This window comes from Paenibacillus sp. SAF-068, from assembly GCF_051967555.1.
GTDB lineage: Bacteria > Bacillota > Bacilli > Paenibacillales > Paenibacillaceae > Paenibacillus.
Genome location: NZ_JBQCJX010000003.1, coordinates 243628 through 263269 on the forward strand (window position 1 = coordinate 243628; position 19642 = coordinate 263269).

Genomic DNA, 19642 nt, shown 5'->3' on the forward strand with positions numbered 1-19642 from the left:
ATGGAGAGTTTAATACATATGTCTAATTTGCCTAACTGCCCGAAATGTAATTCGGAGTACACGTACGAGGATGGTAACCTGCTGGTATGTCCGGAGTGTGCGCATGAATGGTCTTTGGAAGCAGACAATGAGAACACAGAGGATGCAAAAGTAATCCGTGATGCCAACGGAAATGTGCTGAGTGATGGTGATACCGTTACGGTCATTAAAGATCTGAAGGTTAAAGGTAGCTCGCTTGTAGTCAAACAGGGCACGAAGGTCAAGAATATCCGCCTGATTGACGGGGATCATGATATTGATTGCAAGATCGATAGCCTGGGTGCGATGAAGTTGAAGTCCGAGTTCGTGAAAAAGATATAAGATCAAGAAACGTTCAGTTCTGCATACATTGGGAATTGAACGTTTTTTTTGGTTTACAGGAAATATTTAGCAGATATATACTGGTTGGAATTTAATTTTTGAACATGGTTAGGTGGTCTACGTATTAAAAAAGGGCAGGTGCCAGAGTGATGAAGAGAGATCATATTATCCAATATTATTCCGGGTTTGATGAATGGGGAAGACTGGAGCGGGAACCGATTGAATTTATCATTAACATGCACTACATCAAGGCGTGTCTCCCTGCTACGGGTCACATCCTGGATAATGGCGCAGGACCGGGAAAGTATGCCATGGAACTGGCGAAGCTAGGGTACCAGGTCACTTTGTCGGATCTGACACCCTCCTCCGTGGATATTGCACGGCAAAAGGCTCAGGAGTTCGGTTTGACAAAGCAATTCAATGGATTCCATGTTCTCGATGCCACTTCGCTATCCGGTATGGCTGACGAGACGTATGATGCTTCCCTTATGCTGGGGCCGTTATATCATCTGCAGACAGACGAGGAGCGGACGACTGCTGTACGGGAGTTGTATCGTGTGACCAAGCGAGGAGGCGTGGTATTTGTAGCGATGCAAAGCCGCATGCGCATGAGTATCAATTCGCTGCAATCCCCGCAGCATTGGAAGCCGAATGATAATATGGCAGCGATCTCTTCTTTTGTGGAAAAAGGTATTTTCGATCATCAGGATCAAGGACGATTTACGGGGGCATATTATTTTAATATTCAGGACGTTACGCCCTTCATGGAGCAACAAGGATTTGAAACCGTTGATCTCATTGGTTCATCCAGTCTTAGAGCCATGCTTACGAACGAGCAGCAACAACACTGGAAAGAACGTGGCGAGTATGATGAACTCATTCAATATATGATTGAAGCCGCCAAAGACCCTTCCATATTGGGAATCTCGTCTCATCTGTTGTACATCGGGAGGAAGAAATAACATAAAAGTGCCCTCTGGAAACAGGGGGTACTTGTGTTTTTCGTCAAAATAGTTCAATATTAAGATACATAACAAAAGGTGATCTACTTACAATAGGTTAGATAGACGACGGATCGCTTCATACCAAGGAGGAACAGACAATGGAAATCGGAATTAGTACATTTGTGGAGACGAACCCGGATGTGAAAACAGGAGAGCTTATCAGTCATGCGCAGCGCATTCGCGATGTCGTTGAAGAGATTGTTTTGGCAGATCAGGTGGGTCTGGATGTATACGGCGTGGGGGAACATCACCGTGCTGATTACGCCGCTTCATCCCCAGCTGTCATTCTGGCCGCCGCAGCTTCTCAGACCAAGAATATTCGCTTGACGAGTGCGGTAACGGTACTGTCATCACATGATCCGGTACGGGTATATCAGGATTTTGCGACACTGGACGGCATTTCGAACGGACGTGCAGAGATTATGGCAGGGCGGGGGTCATTTATCGAATCGTTCCCACTGTTCGGCTATGATTTGAATGATTATGATGAACTATTTGACGAGAAACTGGATTTGCTGCTCAAGCTGCGTGATTCGGAAAAAGTAACCTGGGAAGGCAAACACCGCCCTTCCTTTAATAATCTGGGCATCTACCCTCGCCCGGTACAGGAAAAACTTCCGGTATGGATTGGCAGCGGCGGTAATCAGGAATCGGTTGTTCGTGCAGGACTGCTCGGTTTGCCGCTGGTGCTTGCCATTATCGGTGGTCGTCCGGTGCAATTCGCACCACTGGTGGAGCTGTACAAGAAAGCAGCTGCTCATGCGGGGCATGATGCTTCCAAGCTGACCGTTGCTTCTCACTCTCACGGCTTCATTGCCGATACAACTGACGAAGCTGTGGAGAAATTCTTCCCGCCAGCTCAGGCGGTCATGAACATACTGGGCCGTGAACGTGGTTGGGGACACTACAGTCGTGCGACATTTGATGCGGCGCGCAGCCTGGAAGGCGCATTGTATGTAGGTGATGTGGATACCGTCGCTCAGAAAATTATTCATCTGCGCAAAGAAGTCGGTATTACACGTTTCATGTTGCACACCCCACTCGGCACCATGCCGCACAACGAGGTCATGAGAGCAATCGAACTGCTCGGAAAAGAAGTTGCTCCAATCGTGCGTAAAGAGATTGCACGCTGGGAAGCGGAGAACCAAGAAGCACGCTAAATCGGCTGAAAGTCGATATGGTTATAGATTGAATGAACCCAATAAAGGAGCACGTCCTCGGTGTATTACGCCAATGGACCTGCTCCTTTTTCATTTGTTTGTATATCCATGGACTTTCGTCCACGTTCCAAGGGTGGTAGACCAGAAAATATCCAGATTTGACGATTCAAATATCAGACGTTATCGGTGTAAGAAGCTCGGGTAACGTCTTATTAGAATTTAATTTAATTAGGGCATGATTAATACGCTGCTTTAGAGGCACTGTGTTGGTTTCCTACGCCTCATCAGACTCATACTTTTCCCGATGCTCCTTCTTCATCTTCACATAGTCCGGATCCGTCTTCGCAATCTCCCATTGCGCTTTGAATATGGCTGCGGCTTCTGCTTTCACCTTATCATTCTGGTAGGGCAAGATTGAGCCATCCTCCTTCGAATATTTGCGTCCACCCTTGTGATTGGTATACCGTCTGGCCCGTGTATAGCCCATCTGGAGAAATTTGCGAGCCATATCCATACCCACGAAATCTCCCTTTTTCTTATATTCCAAAAATAGCTCATAGATCTTCTCCGATGACTCTGTCGCAATCTCGGGTGTTTTGAACCGCCAGTGTGGCAGGATCTCGCCCTTGTAGGGCTCTACCATCAGCACACCCTGCTCACCCCGGCCTACGGTGTACAGTTCAGGATGTTTGCGCAGATTGAGCTCTTCATAATTGAGACTGTAATCAAATTTTTTCATTTATATGCCCTCCTTAAATAGGGATTACCCCGATTCTGAACCAACAAGCACGGTTAATGGGGAACAACAGAAGGAATTACACAGGAGGGATAACGGTATGGGAATGTCCGGCAGATATCTTGTGGTAACGAAGGAGCTAGTTGAATCCATCAAGTCAGGTGAGATCAGTGTGCATGATTGTGCAGTTGATCTGGATATTGATAAAACATGGCAGATGCTTCAATTCACGCTGAACGGGAATCTGGTAGAAGGGGAACCGCCCTTGGGTTATGTGGTGCCTCTCGCAGGTGAGCAATACTTGGGAAACTATTCGGACATGGATCTGTTCTTGCTCAGTAATGAGCAGGTGTTGGAAGCCTACATGGCATTGGAGCAGCTCACACGAGAAGAATTAAAGCAGCGGTATAGTCTGGACCAGATGATCGCAGAAGGCGTCTATCCTGTCATGGAAGATTGGGATGCGGAAGAGACATTCCAAGAGATCGTTCAGACCGTGGATGATGTCCAGGCCCTATTTCAGGCAACGGGTGCAAGTGGGAACGGGATCGTCTTTTATGTTTTCTAGATGAGCATGAAATGATGAAGGGAAAATGGTTGGCCAACGCCGGGAAAGGTTTGAACTATACCTATTCGGGTTATTGATAGACACAAGGCTCAGGCCTTGCTGACAAGACAATCCGGTAGAAGAGAGGGAATGCGATATGACACAGGATCAGAACGAAGAGAACAAAGCGATTCAAGAGGACGAGCCGGATCAATTCGAGACTCCCGTAACTGCGGAAGATGAAGAAACGGATGAGAAACTTGCAGAAGATCAGGAGCAAGATTAACTTTCAGCTATGCATAATGAAGCAGGATGTTTTATCGAAATTTACGATATGCTGAAATATAGATAGACCAGAGGTCGGACATGTTCCAGCCTTTTGGTTTATTTTTTTGCGTATCCGTTTACAAGAATTACCTGTACCTTCATAATGGAAATGAACCATATTTTTCTAAGGGGGAGATCCTATTACGAATCGGAAGTTAGTCCAATGGATGGCGGTGCCACTCGTATTATTAATGGTTGTTCTTACAGGATGTCAGGCTGTGGGTGGAGTAGATGTTGGCAAAGCCATGGCTAATGGCGCGAGTATCAAGTCCGGTGAATCCAGACAATCCATGAATATAAAGCTAGAACCGGCTAAGGAATTTGCGACAGAGAAAGACCTTGAAATGATTGAACTCATTAACTCCATATCCCTGGATATTGATCAAGCCAAAATGAAAGATGCGAAGACAGCATCGATTAAAGGGACACTGAGCATGGAGGGAACGAAGTTACCTTTCCACCTGTCCATGAATGAGTCCCAATTGGTCATTGATTTGGATGGAGCCCAGAAACCGCTGTACATATCTCTGGATACGTTCCAGGATGCTCAGGCTCTTCCAATGGTAGACACGAAGGCTCTGGAGAAACAACTCGAAGAAATTTACCCGAAACTGTTTTCTTTTGTCCTGAAGCATCTGTCCAATCCGAAAAACATCTCCGTAACACCGGTACAGGAATCCGTGAATGGCGAAGCACTTAGCCTCTCCAAGCTGCACCTGGAGATTAGTGGTGAAGAGATGCTTGCCATGGTTAAACCGTTCCTGACGAGTATTTCGAAGGATGAGCAGGGACTGAAAGATCTGATTGGTGATCTGTACGATGTGTTCTACCCGGTATTTGAAGCTGTGAATGAGGTTGAAGGCGGGGGAGATGAAACGCTGAATTCCATCATTCCTGAATCGAAAGATGAAGCGGTGGCTTCACTGTATGCCATGATCAAAGTGGGACTGGACAGTATGCTGGTCAATTATGATCAGGAGCTGAACAACCTGTTGAATGAGACGCCTGAATTCAAAACGGTATTTGGCACAGATACCAAACTGAAATTGGACTTCTATCTCGACAACAAACTGGATATTCGCAAGCAAAACTTTGAACTGAAAGTGGCACTGCCGGCTTCCGAAGATCTGCCAGTGAACGCTGTAACCGTGAGCGGAGACAGTGAACAGTGGAATATCGGTGGAACGGTTGCAGTCGATGAAGTGGATGTATCGGGCGGCGTTATGGATCTGATGAAGGATGACATTACGCCTGGTCAGATGCTGCGCAATTTTGATTCCAATTCACTGGCATACCAATTACTGAAAGATGAAGCCGGGATCACGAGTAAAAGTGTAGTGCTCTTCCCGGATGACGAGTACGCTGGAGCGATCACCGTTAAGAATACAACATTTGTTCCGCTTCGCTACGTGTCTGAAGAATTGGATGCTGAAGTGAAATGGACCAAAGGCTCGAACCAAATTGTTGTCATTGACGACATCACTGGTGATGAGATTGTCCTGACTGTAGGTTCCAAGAAAGCAACCGTTGCTGGTAAAGAAGTAACCATGGTGGAATCCGCCTATGTAGGCAAGGATGGCAAGACATATGTGCCACTGCGCTTTATGGCTGAATCCCTTGGAGCTACTGTAGATAAGGAACAAGAAACAGGCTGGATTTATATTGACCGTCCTTAACTGAGACGTTGAAGTATTCCTTAGCATGAGAGGGGATTTCAGAGTATGCCAGATTTCTCGTAATGATCGTGAAAAGAACACTGCAAAAATTCCGTTAGACCATGAACGGGATACGTGTGTCCTTTTGCCCCATTACGAGAAGCTTCCGCGTTTCTGAAATGATGAAACGGATCGGGGAGTGCCTCTATTGGAGGTGCTCCTCTTTGTCGTGTCATCCTAAATAAATCCCCAGAGGTGTTGTATATGAAAAGTCAATTGAACCAGGTACATTCTGAAATTCGCTTACGACGAGCGCAGCAAGCAGATGCTGTTGTACTTAAAGAGATTTGCACTCGTGCTTTTGATCATGTCATAAAAGTCTGGTCCGATGGTGGGGAGGATATCGATAGGAATCTGTGTCCACCTGATTATTCGTCAGTTCGAATGCATCGTTACGTAATCCGTGAATGGGATTATTATGTTGTCGAATCAGATGGATGTGCTATCGGCGGAGTGAGTGTTAACGTGCTCGGACGAAAACATGCCCGGATCGATAAGATCTATATTGACCCCGTATGTCAGGGACGTGGCGTGGGAACTCAAGTCATGAGGCTTATTGAGGCTGAGTATCCGCAGATAGAAACCTGGAAGCTGGAGACCTCAGGTCGGCAGCTGGATAATCATCATTTTTACGAAAAAATGGGATATGTTCGTACCTATGCATCTGAGGAAGAGTTTGGATACGAGAAGAATGTATCATCGGTTTCTTTGGATCCAAAAAGTGATAAGACCTCATTCAAGGACTCGGGTGACTCGGTGATTGAGTTTGTTCAAGCTGATCTGGACTCCGTTCATTACAGTAGCAGTAATCTGACCAATAGTCGGATCACCGACTGCAACCTAAGTGGCAGCAAGTTCACCAATTTAAATATGACCAACATATTGCTAGCTGATTTACGCTTAACCGATAGCAAGGTTGAATTCTGTGCTTTGGATGGCGTTCAATTCCAGGATACTCATCTTGGACCTGACCGTGTGCCCATGCATTGGGCGCATTGTGATCTTGGAGGGAGCCGTTTTGTCGATTGCGATCTATCTGGGGTTCAGTTGGAACAGTGTCAAGTGGCTGGGATGAAGATCAACGGAGTAGAGGTAGAGAAGTTGCTCGCGGCTTATGAAACTTTGAAGTCCTGAAAGGCACATCGTTGCCTTCCTGCTGTCCGACGAAGAGCCATAGATATACGGAAGAACGCCCTTAACTGGCCAATGTGCTGAGTGGGGCGTTCTTTTTCATATCATGCGGATAACGTATCCCGCAGGTTAAGTGTGCTGCAAAATCTGCGGCTTTTTGCTAAACCCGGTACTTCCGGCTGTGAAGCCCATCTGGCGATAAAATTGATGTGCAGCGTCACGTTCCGGGCGATTGGCACTGTTCAGAGACAGGGAGTCCACATTATGCGTGGCTGCCCATTGTTCAGCTTCAAGAATGAGCTGACGGCCAATACCTGAGCCTCTGAACTGGTCATGTACAACCAAAGCCATGATGCGGCAGTGTCTTCCGTTCTTTTCATACAGATAAGATGTCTGTAATCCGATCAAGCCAACGACACGTCCGCGTGCTTCAGCAACCAATGTGGTAAAGTTCGCGTCTGCAGCAATGTGGGTATAGCGCTCCTCCATCTCGGCGTAAGTGGTGGGATAACCGAGTTGGTCCATCAGAATGACCATATCTTGCAGATCGGTAGGGGAGCTATGTCTAATCGTCACATCCAGGCTCATAAAGTTGTATCCTCCTTGGGTCTTTCCTTCAATGAAAGTTCAATAATGGTATCCAGCAGCTCTGCAAAAGAAATGCCTGCAGCGGCTGCACTTTTGGGCAGCAGACTGTTGCGGGTAAGTCCCGGCAGCGTGTTCACTTCAAGAACATAAGGCATGCCTTCCCGTATCATCATATCCACGCGAGCGTAGACGCTGCATTTGAGCACCTGATAACAGGCCAAGGCCGCAGCTTCGACGCGATGGTGAAGGTCCACAGGCAATTGCACTACCTGTTCATCGGCCCCGTGGTCATCGTATTTGGAAGCATAGTCGAAAAATGCAGCATTCGAACGAATGGAGATCACCGGCAGCATCTTGCCATCCAGAATGGCACAGGTAATCTCTTCACCTTCGATATACTGTTCAATCATGACCGTATCATCCCAGGCGAGGGCAGCCTCTACAGCAGCGGATAGGGCGGAAGCTTCGTACACCACTTGTGTACCAATGCTGGAACCGCCTGAATTGGGTTTGACCACCACGGGGTACGTTAATTGTTGAACAGGAATAGAAGAAAGTTCCTCCATATGGCTAACCCGCAGCCATTGCCCGGTAAGGACACCCGCATGCTGCATGAGCTGTTTGGACATGTCTTTATCCATGCATACACTGCTTGCTAGTACACCACAGCCCGTGTAGGGAATACCCAGGGATTCCAGTGTGCCTTGGACGGTACCGTCTTCACCGTATTTGCCATGCAGGGCAAGCAGTGCCACATCGATCCCCGCTGATTTGTCGATCAGATCGCGCTTGGTATTCAGCTCAATGGGCACTACCTCGTATCTATCTCTATTCAGATTCGCAATCATCTCCTGTCCGGTGAGCAGGGAAATGTCCCGCTCTGAAGATGTACCGCCCATAATCACGCCGACTTTCATGTAAAATCCTCCTTATTTCATGTGGGCTGCTGTCTCGCCAATGATGCGAATGCCTTTACGTATATTTTCATCGCTGACTCTGGAGAAACCCAGACGCATCGTGTTTACGCCCTGACCTGGCTCCAGATAAAAGGTATCCCCTGGTGTGAACGTTACACCGTTTGCTTTACAAGCCTCCAGCAGTTCACGCGTTCTGTATTCCGAAGGGAACTGCACGAACAGGTGCAGACCACCTTCACCGGAAATCCGGCACATAGGCAGATGCTGCTTCAGGCAACGCACAACCAATTCATATTTTCGCTTATACTCCGTGCGGGCTCGCTTCAGATACTTCTCGAAATTACCGTTGCTCAGATATTGATACAATAACGATTGATCCAGTGTGGAGGTGTGGATGCTGCGTGCCCGTTTCATACTCTCCAGATAATCAATCAGCGCTGCATCTGCAATAACCCAACCAACCCGCAGTCCCGGGAACAACACTTTGGAGAAGCTGCCCAGATATACCAGCCCGTTGCCTTGACCCATGCTGGCAATCAGAGGCGAGACGTGGGAGCCAGAATAGCGTAATTCTTCGTTGAACCCGTCCTCAATAATGGGTACCTGATACTTGTTCATCAACCGGATGATCTCTGCACGTTTCGCGGGTGAAGTCACAATCCCGGTTGGATTGTGGTAGGAGGGCACCAGGTACATCAGATCATATGGACTTGTTTCAAGCTCATGTTCGAGCAGCTTCAAGTCCAGGCCGTCCGGCTCCATATTCACACCGGTCAGGTGGAACTGGTGCAGCTTCAGGTTTTTGATTGCCGTGTGGTGCGTTGGATTCTCGCAGAGCGCTTTTTCGCTCTTTTTGCGTAATGCTCCAAGCACCAGGTCGAAACCTTCGGTGAATCCGTTGGTGATCAGGATGTCCTTGCCACGGAGGTCAACCCCTTTGTTCTCCATATAGCGTAGTAAATAGTTCATCAGCGGTCTGTATCCTTGCGCATATCCGTAATTCAGCAGTACTTCACCTTCAAGTGACATGCGATCCAGAAAAGCCCGCTTCACATTGTGCAGATCAAACAGCTTTTCATCCGGTGCGATGCTGGTAAATGAGATCTCGCCACGCTCTGCTCCGGAACCATGCTTCATCAAATCGTACTGCTCTGCCTGAATGGCATACTCGCTCATCTCGGTCGTCCAGTCCAATTGCCAGCTCACGGTTGCCTCAGGCGCTTCAATGGAAGCACTGACGTAATTGCCTTTGCCTTTGACGGCATAGATCAGACCTTCATCTTCAAGCTCAGCATAAGCGAGCAGGACCGTGCTGCGACTAACCTTCATGAGTGTACTGAGTTCACGGGTCGAGGGCAGCTTTTGTTTGGCTTGCAGGCCACCTTTGAGCATCAATCGCTTCATATAATCTTTGACTTGTATATATACAGGGCGGTCCTCCGTCAGTTGCAGATCGGAATACATCCCATCACTCCCTCTACTGGTATCTTGTCATATTATAAACCCGGCAGAAAGAACCACGATACCTCTGTTTCCCTGCGAGTGTGGTTGGTTGTTCGCGCAAACGCAAAAAAGCCCTGGCATTATGCCTGGGCCTGGTGGTGGAACTTGATCCATCTTCTATAGTACTGCTGCTATAACTCTACAGTTGCATTACATGACTAGTCTCTCTAGGATCGATAGCTATCTGACCTTCTACGTGTGTCTATTAACTTCAGTACGACTATAATTGCAGGCTTTCTAGGTGATACTTAAAATCTACAGTGGATCCGGAATCTGGGTCTTTCTACGTTTGCTTGCTGCAAGGGTCGATTAGATGATGAATCTACAATCTATAAGCTAAGGTTCTTGCTAACTGTACTCTTGTTGTGATCACGTAACAGAATTCAGCATGAAAAAGATTTTCAATCATAGGATACAATAGACGGAGGTAGATATAAAGACGTATGTCTCAGTGCCCAATTTCTTCCTCATACCCCTATAGTACCACTTTGAATCAGGGAAGTTAACCTTTTTTTTGAAATATTTGTCGTAATAGCGAAAATTGCGTGAATTGTACTTCATATAGATTGAAATGGTGTCCCTTTATAATATGTGATAGGATGTAAACCTATAGATAATGAGGAAGTGAGCCTATTGATTAATATTACCGTGCCAACACCAGATGTAACCATTACCAAACAGGTTGATCCACAGCTTAGCCACATTTATGGATTCACTGATTTTCACCTGATTACCCGGGAACTGGGCGGAATTTTCATGTTTTACAATGCCGCTGGAGAGCTGTTGTTTGTCGGGAAAGCACGAAAATTAAGACCCCGCATCAAAAAGCATTTTGAAGATACTGTATCACCAATCAAGAACCACCGTGAGGAAGTAACAAAGATTGAAGTGTGCGTGATTGAAGATCCGGTAGATCGTGAAATTTACGAGACCTATATCATTAACACCATGCGTGCGAAATACAATGTAGACAAAGTGTTGTACAAATAAGCCGCATAAAAGCAACTGAATAGGCAATGTCTGGGACATATGTCCTAAGAGTTGCGCTAGTGGGCAAGGATGTAATCGAAGGATTGCATCCGATCATCCCATCGGTGCCATCCCGATTTTTCGAGGGAGTAGATTGTAGAATTGGAAACGTAGCAAGCCCAAACAAACGTAGTATCACAGATATACCAAATACATATGAAGAGGTGATTGTGTTGATCGGTCGTAGCGGTAACCCTACACTTAAAGACAGCACGTTTGAAAACAGAGGGTATGGAGAAGATCGGTATCAGAATTACATGACGATCAACGGCACGGTGAACAAAGCGTTTATTACGCTGGTGATCCTGCTGGCTAGTGCTTTTGCAACCTGGATGATGTTCTTTAACGGACAACAAGTGATGCCGCTCGCTTATGGTGGTTTAATCGTTGGTTTTATTCTGGCGCTTGTCATTTCGTTCAAACCAGTGATGGCACCCTATCTCGTACCCATTTATGCGGTAGCTGAGGGACTGTTCCTTGGGGCACTCTCTGCAACCTACGAATCCCTGTATAACGGGATTACCTTGCAGGCCGCCCTGTTGACGATGGCTGTATTCATCGCGTTGTTGATGGCATACAAGACGAAATTGATCAAAGCTACAGAGAACTTCAAGCTGGGTGTTGTGGCTGCAACTGGCGGCATCATGATCATGTATCTGCTGAGCTTTGTACTTGGTTTCTTCGGCATTTCGATTCCATATCTGCATGATAACAGCTTGATCGGCATCGGTATTTCGGTCGTTATCGTCATTGTTGCTGCCCTCAATCTGGTCCTTGATTTCGACTTCATCGAGGGTGGTGCCGAACGTGGTGCGCCCAAGTATATGGAGTGGTACGGTGCATTTGGATTGATGGTTACACTGGTATGGCTGTACATCGAGATCATCCGTTTGCTTGGCAAATTGCGGAGTCGGGACTAGTCCTGATTAAATCATGTTCGAGAAGTAAACGGAGCTTGAATTTAAAGCTAAAAAGCCACAAAGCTAACGCGTGTTACACGTCGTTGGCTTTTTTGTTTTATCTGGAGGTAGTCTGAAAGCAACATTGCGAGCAGAAGGAGAGCCGTTGGTGTGGAGTGAGGTGTGTACATGTTACCATATTTGGATTGACGATCTGGAAATAGTTATGTTATTTTATTGATAATGATTATCATTTTCGTTTGGATTTATTAAGCTGCCTGCCGTTATCATTCTCTAGCTAAATATCAAGCAGATCGAAAGGAGTGGCCTCATGATACTGGAAAATGATTCGCAAATTGCTGCGCACCACCCTGTTACCGGCCGCAGTCCCAAGACGGATCTTGCCAACGTTAAAACATACATGGACAAACATTACGATCAGCCCCTGTCGATTGCAGATCTCGCCTCGAAAGCGGGAATCAGTCCGAAATATTTCGTGGATTTGTTCAAGAAAACATACGGACAGAGTGCAATGGAGTATCTTACTGATCTGCGCATTAATCGCGCCAAGCGATATCTGAAGGAATCCAGATACAAGCTTCGCGATATTGCGCTGAGAGTGGGATACAGTGACGAATACTATTTTAGCCGCAAGTTTAAAAAGGAAGTTGGCGTATCTCCTTCGGAATATGCAAAAAACGCCAGAAAACGGATTGCTACCTGCTCTTCCAGTGTGATTGGACAACTTCTGGCACTCAATGTCATCCCCGTCGCTGCACCCATCGACCCCAAATGGACGGCGTACTATTATAATTCACATCGTACAGAGATTCAGTCTCACCTGAAATTGACGGATCCCTACACGAGCTTGCGGTTTGAGGCCAATGTGGAACGGTTGGTTCATATTCGCCCTGATGTCATTTTAGGTACAGATGAGATTAGTGAACAGGATCAGGCCCAATTGGCCGAGATTGCGCCTTGCTGTTTTGTCCCCAAACATCATTCGGATTGGCGGGCACAGCTCCGAATGATTGGATCATTTCTGGAGCGGGAGGAACAGGCGGAGCAATGGATACACATGTACAACCAGCGAGCAGAAAAGGCGCGTGAATCGGTACAGCGGGAAGTGGGCCGGGAGAAAGTGATCGTCGTGCGGGTTTACGGGCAGAGTCTGTACCTCTATAGCAATCCCGGTATTGAAGAAGTATTGTATGGAGCTCTGCAACGGGATACGTTCTCTGATCTTAGTGCCAATAATCCGTTAACGCTGGAGCAGCTCGCCGCAATGAACCCTGATCGGATTCTCGTGATGGTGTGTCCCGAAGCAGCTTCACGGGCGTATTGGCTCAGTTTGCAGCATTCGGTTACATGGCGTCAGCTCAAGGCTATTCGTCAGTACCAGGTCCATCTGATCACTGGCGACCCTTGGTTTGATTATTCGGCTGTAGGCGTAATGCGTATGCTGGATGAAGCGCTACTGATCTTCACGGGATATTGTCCAAACATTTATCTGGATAACGTCCATGGTGATTCTAAAGCGACGTGACATATAATCCTTGTATCTAAATGAGAATGTTTATCAAGGGGGATATTACACATGCTTCACTATATCAAAAGCATCGGACAACGTTCCGTTGGTAGCAAATTCCGCAGTGCCCGGCTGTCAGCTCTGATCCTATTGATGTTAATTACAGGATTGTTGTCTGCCTGTGGCACAGCATCCGAAAATACAGGAGCGGCCCAAGAGGAGCAGCCTGCAACGGAGACTTCAACCCCGGCGACCGAGACGGTTGTAGAGGAAGAACAAGCGAAAGAAACGGCGGGTGAACGCACCGTAAAAGACGACTTGGGACATGATGTGATTGTACCTGCGAAGACAGAGCGTGTATTTGCGCCATATCTGGAAGATTCCCTGTTAACCCTTGGTGTTAAACCGGTAGCCCAATGGGCGAGTGGTACGAAAGGACATGTCTATCTCCAGGATCAGCTTAGTGATGTCCCTACACTTGATTTCTCCAGTGGGTTACCTTCACCTGAAGCGTTGATGTCGTATAAACCGGACTTTATTATTTTACATACGGCCCAGTATGCCGAGAACGGGGTATACGAGAGTTATTCCAAGATCGCACCGACCTACGTATTTACGAACGCTTCGGGTGATGTAGAGAAGTCTTTGCAGGTCATTGGTGATCTGCTGGGCAAAACGGCTGAAGCCGAAAAGGCCATTGAAACCTACCATGCCAAGGTTGAGTCAGCCAAAGCTGAACTGGCGAAAGTAGCCGAAGGCAAAAAAGCAGCCATCATCCGTTTTGCCCCGCGTGGCATCAGCATGATGGGTGGAAACTACTTCAGCGGTTACGTTGTATATGAACAACTGGGACTTGGTAAGCCTGCATTGGTCGAGTCGGAGAACAGCGCTATTGTATCCGCTGAGGTATTACCCGAGATTGATGCCGACTTTATTTTCACCGTGGAACAGGGCCCGGGCAGTATGAAGGAAATGACCGAAACCAACGTATGGAACAGTATGCCTGCGGTAAAAGCAGGGCATGTGTACGCTGTTGAGCCAGCTCCGTGGCTGGGCGGTGGATTGATCGCATACGGTCATGTTATCGATGATACACTCAAAGCGTTAACGCAATAATCGCAAAAGTACAACTCCCTTTGGAGTGCCGGGAACCGGATGATAGTCCAGCGTTTCGGGTGCACCGTGAGGGAGCTTTTTTTTACAATAGAAACGTGAACATGATATGACATAAATATGGAAATATGGAGATAATCAAAATGATTTCTGGATATCGTCCATGGGACAGCCGCATTCACTCTTTTATAATTGGTAATGAGAATCAATCTCATATACTGATCAATTATTTAATTAACCATAACCAATATAAGTTGAGTTTATGAACTACACAGAAACGGAGCGATCGAAAGGTTATTCTGACGGCGTAGTGTATGTGTAGTTATTTATTCAACTTATATAAGCAGAACAACGAGGAGGACCCATCCGTAATGACGTTTCAGCCCAACCCAACCGTTCCTGGCTCCCTGGAGCACATCGCACGCAGTACCGTTCATATCCCAAACGCCGAACAATGGATCATGAAATCACGTTCAGGCCATCATGACTATCAGATTATGGTATTCAAGCCTGCCGAACCTCCGCCTCCGTCCGGTTACCCGGTGATTTACCTGCTGGATGCCAATTCCGTATTCGGCACCATGGTGGAAGCCATTCGTGTACAGGGACGCAGACCGGAGAAGACAGGAGCGGTCCCAGCAATTGTCGTAGGCATTGGGTACCCAATCACGGGCCCCTTTTCCCCTCACCGATATTATGACTTCACTCCAAAGGCCACAACGGAATATACCACAAAGTCCGATGGTACACCTCTTCCGGAACAAGGAGGCGCCGATGCATTCTTGCGTTTTATTGAAGAAGAACTGAAACCGGATATGGAGCAGCAATTTCGGATTGATCGGGATAGACAGGCTATATTTGGTCATTCGCTCGGTGGGTTGTTCGTGATCCATGCATTATTTAAGAAGCCAGAGGCTTTTCGATATTACATTGCCGGCAGTCCCTCGTTGCACTGGAATCAGAAGGTCATGCAGGCCGAGGAACAGGAGTTTGTTGCAAGGCTGGAACAGCATCCGGTGAATGTCAGGGTGTGGATCGGTATGGGAGAACAGGAGAAGACCCACCCGGCTCGTAACAATGACAAGGCATCGAGTCTCACGGAACGTTTATCTGCATTAAATCAGCCGGGGCTAAATATCGCCTACACCGAGTTCGAGGAAGAGAACCATGTCTCGGTATTGCCTTTTCTGATTAGTCGCACGATGCGTTTTGCCTGTAGTCCGGAGTGATAGAAGGATGGAATGAGGGAAATTTTCTAGGGGAGAACACAGCTATAGGTAGTAAGGGAGGTATACGAGGTGAGCTACACAGGAATCCATGGAACAGTAGCCGTGGTCACCGGTGCTGCGCAAGGAATAGGTGAAGCGGTGGCGAGGTTGCTTGTACAGAATGGCGCTATCGTTGCTCTGGTGGATCGACAGGAGTCTTTGCTGAATCAACTGGTCACCGATCTGCACAGTCAGGGCCATCAGGCAACAGCCCACGTTGCTGATATATCGAATCGTCAAGCGGTTGAGGATACCGTTCAACGGATCGAAGAGACCGTGGGCCCCATTGGCATTCTGGTGAATGCAGCGGGGGTACTGCACACAGGGGCAGTCAGCGAGCTGACAGATGAAGAATGGACGAAGACATTTGACGTGAATACGCATGGTGTATTTTATATGTCGCGTGCGGTAGTGAGAAATATGGCTGAACGCCAGACGGGTGCGGTAGTTACCGTTGGTTCGAATGCTGCGGGTGTTCCGCGAATGCACATGTCTGCTTACGCGGCTTCCAAAGCCGCATCGACCATCTTCACCAAATGTTTGGCTCTGGAATACGCGGATCGGCATATTCGTTGCAATATTGTCTCTCCAGGCTCAACGGACACGCCAATGCAGCGAGCTATGTGGCAGGATGAATATGGCGCAGAGGCAGTCATTGCAGGCTCACCGCAAACTTTCCGCTTGGGCATTCCGCTGAACAGGATGGCATTACCAGAGGATATCGCGGACGCGGTGGTCTACCTGGTTTCGGATCAAGCCAGACATATTACGATGCACGATCTATGTGTGGATGGAGGCGCCACACTTGGTGCCTGAATCAAGAGATAAGGAGATGATGAATCATGTCAAAAGCGGGTACGGTCACTGCAACTTCCGCCATACACCTTCTGGAGCAATATCGGGAGGGGACGTCCTTTTTCTGGTCTTCACCGCAACATACCTTGCTCGCGCAAGGAGAACGGATTCGTTGGTCTCCGCTACATTCGGAGCACGCAATTCTATCAGATCCCAGCGATTCTGCTGATCTTATTGAACATAAACATAAGGAAGAGATACATTTTTATATAGATGGTATTCAACAGCTTATGGACAAGGCCAAACAAGCTGGACAATCGAACCCGATGGTGGTTGGCGCCATCCCGTTTGATCCGCTAGACGATTCTGTTGAGCTATATGTACCAGAGACGGTGCAGTGGGCTGAACCGCTACCCTTGGAATCACGAGCATTCATTCAGAAGCTGCCAGCAGCTGTAGGTTGTGAGGTCGTTGAGGCACCGGCGGGGACAGTGTATGAGCAAAGTGTAGATAACGTATTGGCTGACCTGAACCAGGGTGCCCTCCACAAAGTCGTGTTATCCCGTACACTTGAGGTGACATCACAGACCATTGTGGACACGCATCAATTACTGCGTAATTTGTTCAAGGACAACACGCATGGATATACATTTGCTGTACCAATGAAGAGCATAACTCAGTCAAAAAGTACTCTAACAACGAAGGAAAAACATTTAAAAATAGACGAACAAATTGGAAACCAAACGAGTCGCACCTTCATCGGGGCAAGTCCAGAACTATTAGTTACCCGCAAAGGATTAAAAGTACGTGCCAACCCACTGGCAGGCTCTGCTGCCCGGAGTGATGATCCAGCAGAAGATCGCCGCCGTGCAGAGGCACTGCTGGCTTCAGCCAAGGATCGGCATGAACACGCCGTAGTCATTGAGGCAGTTGTGGAGGCACTGCGCCCATTATGCCGCCAACTATCCGTTCCAGCAGAACCTTCGCTGATTCAGACGCGCACGATGTGGCATTTATCCACCGAAATCCACGGAGAGCTGGCGGACGCAGCCACAACGTCACTGGAGCTCGCTTTGGCTCTTCATCCCACACCCGCCATCTGTGGAACACCTGTACAGGCTGCGCGGGCAGCGATTAAGCAACAGGAGCCGTTCGACCGGGGATTATTTACGGGAATGGTGGGCTGGTGCGACAGTGAGGGCGACGGCGAGTGGGCCGTAACAATCCGATGTGCTGAAGTGGAAGGCACAGCTGTGAAATTGTTCGCTGGAGCGGGCATTGTAGCAGGTTCTACAGCAGAAGCTGAGCTGGCAGAGACTGCTGCCAAGTTCAGAACGATGCTGCTCGCGATGGGTTTGGATTCGACTGTGTCCAGTCAGAAGGAGGAATGAGCAATGCTGTCAGGATATCAGGCTTGGCCTGAGGAAGTTGCAGAGCGTTATCGGCAGGAGGGTTGCTGGGAAGGGATTACGTTTGGGGAAATGCTTCGCCAGCGAGCTGATCTATATGGCAATCGGGTAGCCGTTATTAGCGGTGAACAACAGCTCACTTATGCAGAACTGGATGACCGGGTGGATCGATTGGCTTCTGGTTTATATGCCAAAGGCATCCGGCAGCATGACCGGGTTATTCTTCAGCTGCCCAATATTATAGCGTTTGCTGAAGCATGTTTTGCTTTATTCCGCATCGGTGCGCTGCCTGTATTCGCTCTTCCCTTGCATCGAAAGAGCGAAATCACATATTTCGCTCGGTTCTCCGAGGCCGTAGCATATCTGATTCCGGATCAGGATGGAGGATTTGATTATCGCACGTTGGCAGAGGAGGTACAGGCAGAGGTTCCGGGACTTCGGCATATTTTCGTGGCGGGAGAGGCCGGGCCGTTTACAGCATTGGAAGATGTCTATGCAGAACCTGTCACACTGCCGGATGAACCGATGTCTTCGGATGTTGCTTTTCTACAGTTGTCGGGTGGAAGTACCGGGTTGTCCAAGATGATCCCACGTACTCATGATGACTACATTTACAGTTTACGAAGAAGCGTTGAGGTGTGTGGTCTCAGTCCCGAAAGCGTCTATCTGGCTGCACTACCTGTAGCACATAACTATCCAATGAGCTCACCTGGCATTCTGGGCACGTTGTACGCAGGTGGCACGATTGTGCTGTCACGGGGATCAAGCCCGGATGAAGCCTTTCCGTTGATTATGCGCCATCAGGTAACGATCACGGCGTTGGTGCCGCCGCTGGCTCTCGTCTGGCTCAACGCAGCGGCTGCCCGAGGAACCAAGCTTCCGTCGCTCCAGGTGCTTCAAGTGGGGGGAGCCAAATTCAGTGCAGAGGTGGCGGCACGCGTCAAACCGGTTCTTGGCTGTACATTACAACAGGTGTTTGGGATGGCCGAAGGGCTGGTGAACTACACACGTCTCGACGATTCCGAGCATGTCATTACCCATACACAAGGGAAACCAATGTCACCCTATGACGAGGTGCGGATTGTGGATGACGAAGACGTTGAGGTGGAGCAGGGACAAGCCGGACACCTACTGACACGCGGGCCCTATACCATTCGTGGTTATTACAAAGCCGAGGAACATAACGCCAGATCGTTTACTACGGACGGTTTCTATCGCACAGGCGATATTGCGAGCCTGACGGCTGACGGATATCTCGTTGTCGAAGGGCGGGCGAAGGATCAGATTAACCGTGGCGGGGATAAAGTGGCTGCCGAGGAAGTGGAAAATCACCTGCTGGCCCATCCTGGTGTGCATGATGCAGCTTTGGTCTCCATGCCGGATGAGTATCTGGGCGAACGCTCTTGCGCCTTTATCGTGCCAAACGGTGATGCGCTGGCGGTGGCCGAGATCAAATCGTTTCTACGCAATCGGGGCCTGGCCAGTTATAAAATCCCGGACCGGATTGAGTGGGTAGACGCTTTTCCGAAGACGCAAGTAGGTAAGGTCAGCAAAAAAGCATTACGTGAGATGTTCACCACCGAGCAACCTGTAACTAAATAAGAATTTTTGAT

Annotated in this window: 19 protein-coding genes; 15 read left to right on the forward strand and 4 right to left on the reverse strand. The window is 48.2% G+C overall.

Going from position 1 to position 19642, the window contains the following annotated elements:
- The first annotated feature begins 18 nt into the window (after positions 1 to 18).
- The 3 genes from ACTHPG_RS18825 (at position 19) to ACTHPG_RS18835 (ending at position 2524) form a co-directional block, all read left to right on the forward strand.
- Entirely contained in the window at positions 19 to 360 is a 342-nt protein-coding gene (locus tag ACTHPG_RS18825) for a zinc ribbon domain-containing protein YjdM (RefSeq protein WP_440391003.1), read from the forward strand.
- Positions 361 to 509: 149 nt separating this feature from the next.
- Positions 510 to 1322 carry a class I SAM-dependent methyltransferase gene (locus ACTHPG_RS18830; RefSeq protein ID WP_440391004.1) on the forward strand — a complete coding sequence of 271 codons (813 nt, stop codon included), beginning with the start codon at positions 510 to 512 and terminating at the stop codon, positions 1320 to 1322.
- A 140-nt stretch (positions 1323 to 1462) separates the two neighbouring features.
- Entirely contained in the window at positions 1463 to 2524 is a 1062-nt protein-coding gene (locus tag ACTHPG_RS18835; RefSeq protein WP_440391005.1) for an LLM class flavin-dependent oxidoreductase, read from the forward strand.
- A 274-nt stretch (positions 2525 to 2798) separates the two neighbouring features.
- Here the strand turns inward: ACTHPG_RS18835 and ACTHPG_RS18840 are convergent, their stop codons facing one another.
- A complete protein-coding gene (locus ACTHPG_RS18840; protein WP_440391006.1) occupies positions 2799 to 3263 on the reverse strand; it encodes a DUF4385 domain-containing protein in 465 nt (154 codons plus the stop codon).
- Between the two features lie 97 nt (positions 3264 to 3360).
- On the opposite strand from ACTHPG_RS18840, the gene ACTHPG_RS18845 reads away from it, so the two are divergent.
- The 4 genes from ACTHPG_RS18845 (at position 3361) to ACTHPG_RS18860 (ending at position 6983) form a co-directional block, all read left to right on the forward strand.
- Positions 3361 to 3828, forward strand: a complete 468-nt coding sequence (locus ACTHPG_RS18845; protein ID WP_440391007.1) for a DUF1877 family protein — start codon at positions 3361 to 3363, stop codon at positions 3826 to 3828.
- 136 nt (positions 3829 to 3964) lie between these two features.
- A complete protein-coding gene (locus ACTHPG_RS18850) occupies positions 3965 to 4093 on the forward strand; it encodes a hypothetical protein (RefSeq protein ID WP_440391008.1) in 129 nt (42 codons plus the stop codon).
- A 208-nt stretch (positions 4094 to 4301) separates the two neighbouring features.
- Positions 4302 to 5810, forward strand: a complete 1509-nt coding sequence (locus ACTHPG_RS18855) for a copper amine oxidase N-terminal domain-containing protein (protein ID WP_440391009.1) — start codon at positions 4302 to 4304, stop codon at positions 5808 to 5810.
- 243 nt (positions 5811 to 6053) lie between these two features.
- On the forward strand, positions 6054 to 6983 hold the full coding sequence (locus ACTHPG_RS18860; protein WP_440391010.1) for a GNAT family N-acetyltransferase: 930 nt from the start codon (positions 6054 to 6056) through the stop codon (positions 6981 to 6983).
- A gap of 126 nt (positions 6984 to 7109) precedes the next feature.
- Here the strand turns inward: ACTHPG_RS18860 and ACTHPG_RS18865 are convergent, their stop codons facing one another.
- From ACTHPG_RS18865 to pdxR, 3 genes are read right to left on the reverse strand one after another with little or no spacing between them, the layout of a single operon-like run.
- Positions 7110 to 7568 (reverse strand): N-acetyltransferase family protein, encoded by a 459-nt coding sequence (locus ACTHPG_RS18865; protein ID WP_440391011.1) that lies wholly within the window; start codon positions 7566 to 7568, stop codon positions 7110 to 7112.
- Positions 7565 to 8485 (reverse strand): D-alanine--D-alanine ligase, encoded by a 921-nt coding sequence (locus ACTHPG_RS18870; protein ID WP_440391012.1) that lies wholly within the window; start codon positions 8483 to 8485, stop codon positions 7565 to 7567. The genes ACTHPG_RS18865 and ACTHPG_RS18870 overlap by 4 nt, the downstream gene beginning before the upstream one ends.
- A 12-nt stretch (positions 8486 to 8497) precedes the next feature.
- A complete protein-coding gene (pdxR, locus tag ACTHPG_RS18875) occupies positions 8498 to 9949 on the reverse strand; it encodes a MocR-like pyridoxine biosynthesis transcription factor PdxR (RefSeq protein ID WP_440391014.1) in 1452 nt (483 codons plus the stop codon).
- A gap of 672 nt (positions 9950 to 10621) precedes the next feature.
- Here pdxR and ACTHPG_RS18880 point away from each other — a divergent pair.
- The 8 genes from ACTHPG_RS18880 (at position 10622) to ACTHPG_RS18915 (ending at position 19631) form a co-directional block, all read left to right on the forward strand.
- A complete protein-coding gene (locus tag ACTHPG_RS18880; protein ID WP_278297627.1) occupies positions 10622 to 10978 on the forward strand; it encodes a nucleotide excision repair endonuclease in 357 nt (118 codons plus the stop codon).
- Between the two features lie 212 nt (positions 10979 to 11190).
- Complete coding sequence (locus tag ACTHPG_RS18885; protein WP_440391406.1) at positions 11191 to 11937, forward strand: Bax inhibitor-1/YccA family protein; 747 nt, start codon at positions 11191 to 11193, stop codon at positions 11935 to 11937.
- A gap of 310 nt (positions 11938 to 12247) precedes the next feature.
- Positions 12248 to 13462 carry an AraC family transcriptional regulator gene (locus ACTHPG_RS18890; RefSeq protein ID WP_440391015.1) on the forward strand — a complete coding sequence of 405 codons (1215 nt, stop codon included), beginning with the start codon at positions 12248 to 12250 and terminating at the stop codon, positions 13460 to 13462.
- Positions 13463 to 13513: 51 nt separating this feature from the next.
- Positions 13514 to 14560: an ABC transporter substrate-binding protein gene (locus ACTHPG_RS18895; protein WP_440391016.1), complete on the forward strand. Its 1047-nt coding sequence runs from the start codon at positions 13514 to 13516 to the stop codon at positions 14558 to 14560.
- Positions 14561 to 14928: 368 nt separating this feature from the next.
- On the forward strand, positions 14929 to 15786 hold the full coding sequence (locus tag ACTHPG_RS18900; RefSeq protein WP_440391017.1) for an alpha/beta hydrolase: 858 nt from the start codon (positions 14929 to 14931) through the stop codon (positions 15784 to 15786).
- A gap of 69 nt (positions 15787 to 15855) precedes the next feature.
- Positions 15856 to 16641 (forward strand): 2,3-dihydro-2,3-dihydroxybenzoate dehydrogenase, encoded by a 786-nt coding sequence (locus tag ACTHPG_RS18905; RefSeq protein WP_440391018.1) that lies wholly within the window; start codon positions 15856 to 15858, stop codon positions 16639 to 16641.
- 26 nt (positions 16642 to 16667) lie between these two features.
- Positions 16668 to 18011 carry an isochorismate synthase DhbC gene (gene dhbC / locus ACTHPG_RS18910; protein WP_440391019.1) on the forward strand — a complete coding sequence of 448 codons (1344 nt, stop codon included), beginning with the start codon at positions 16668 to 16670 and terminating at the stop codon, positions 18009 to 18011.
- Positions 18012 to 18014: 3 nt separating this feature from the next.
- The gene (locus ACTHPG_RS18915; protein WP_440391020.1) at positions 18015 to 19631 is read left to right on the forward strand and encodes a (2,3-dihydroxybenzoyl)adenylate synthase; all 1617 of its coding nucleotides are present in this window, start codon (positions 18015 to 18017) and stop codon (positions 19629 to 19631) included.
- Positions 19632 to 19642: the final 11 nt, after the last annotated feature.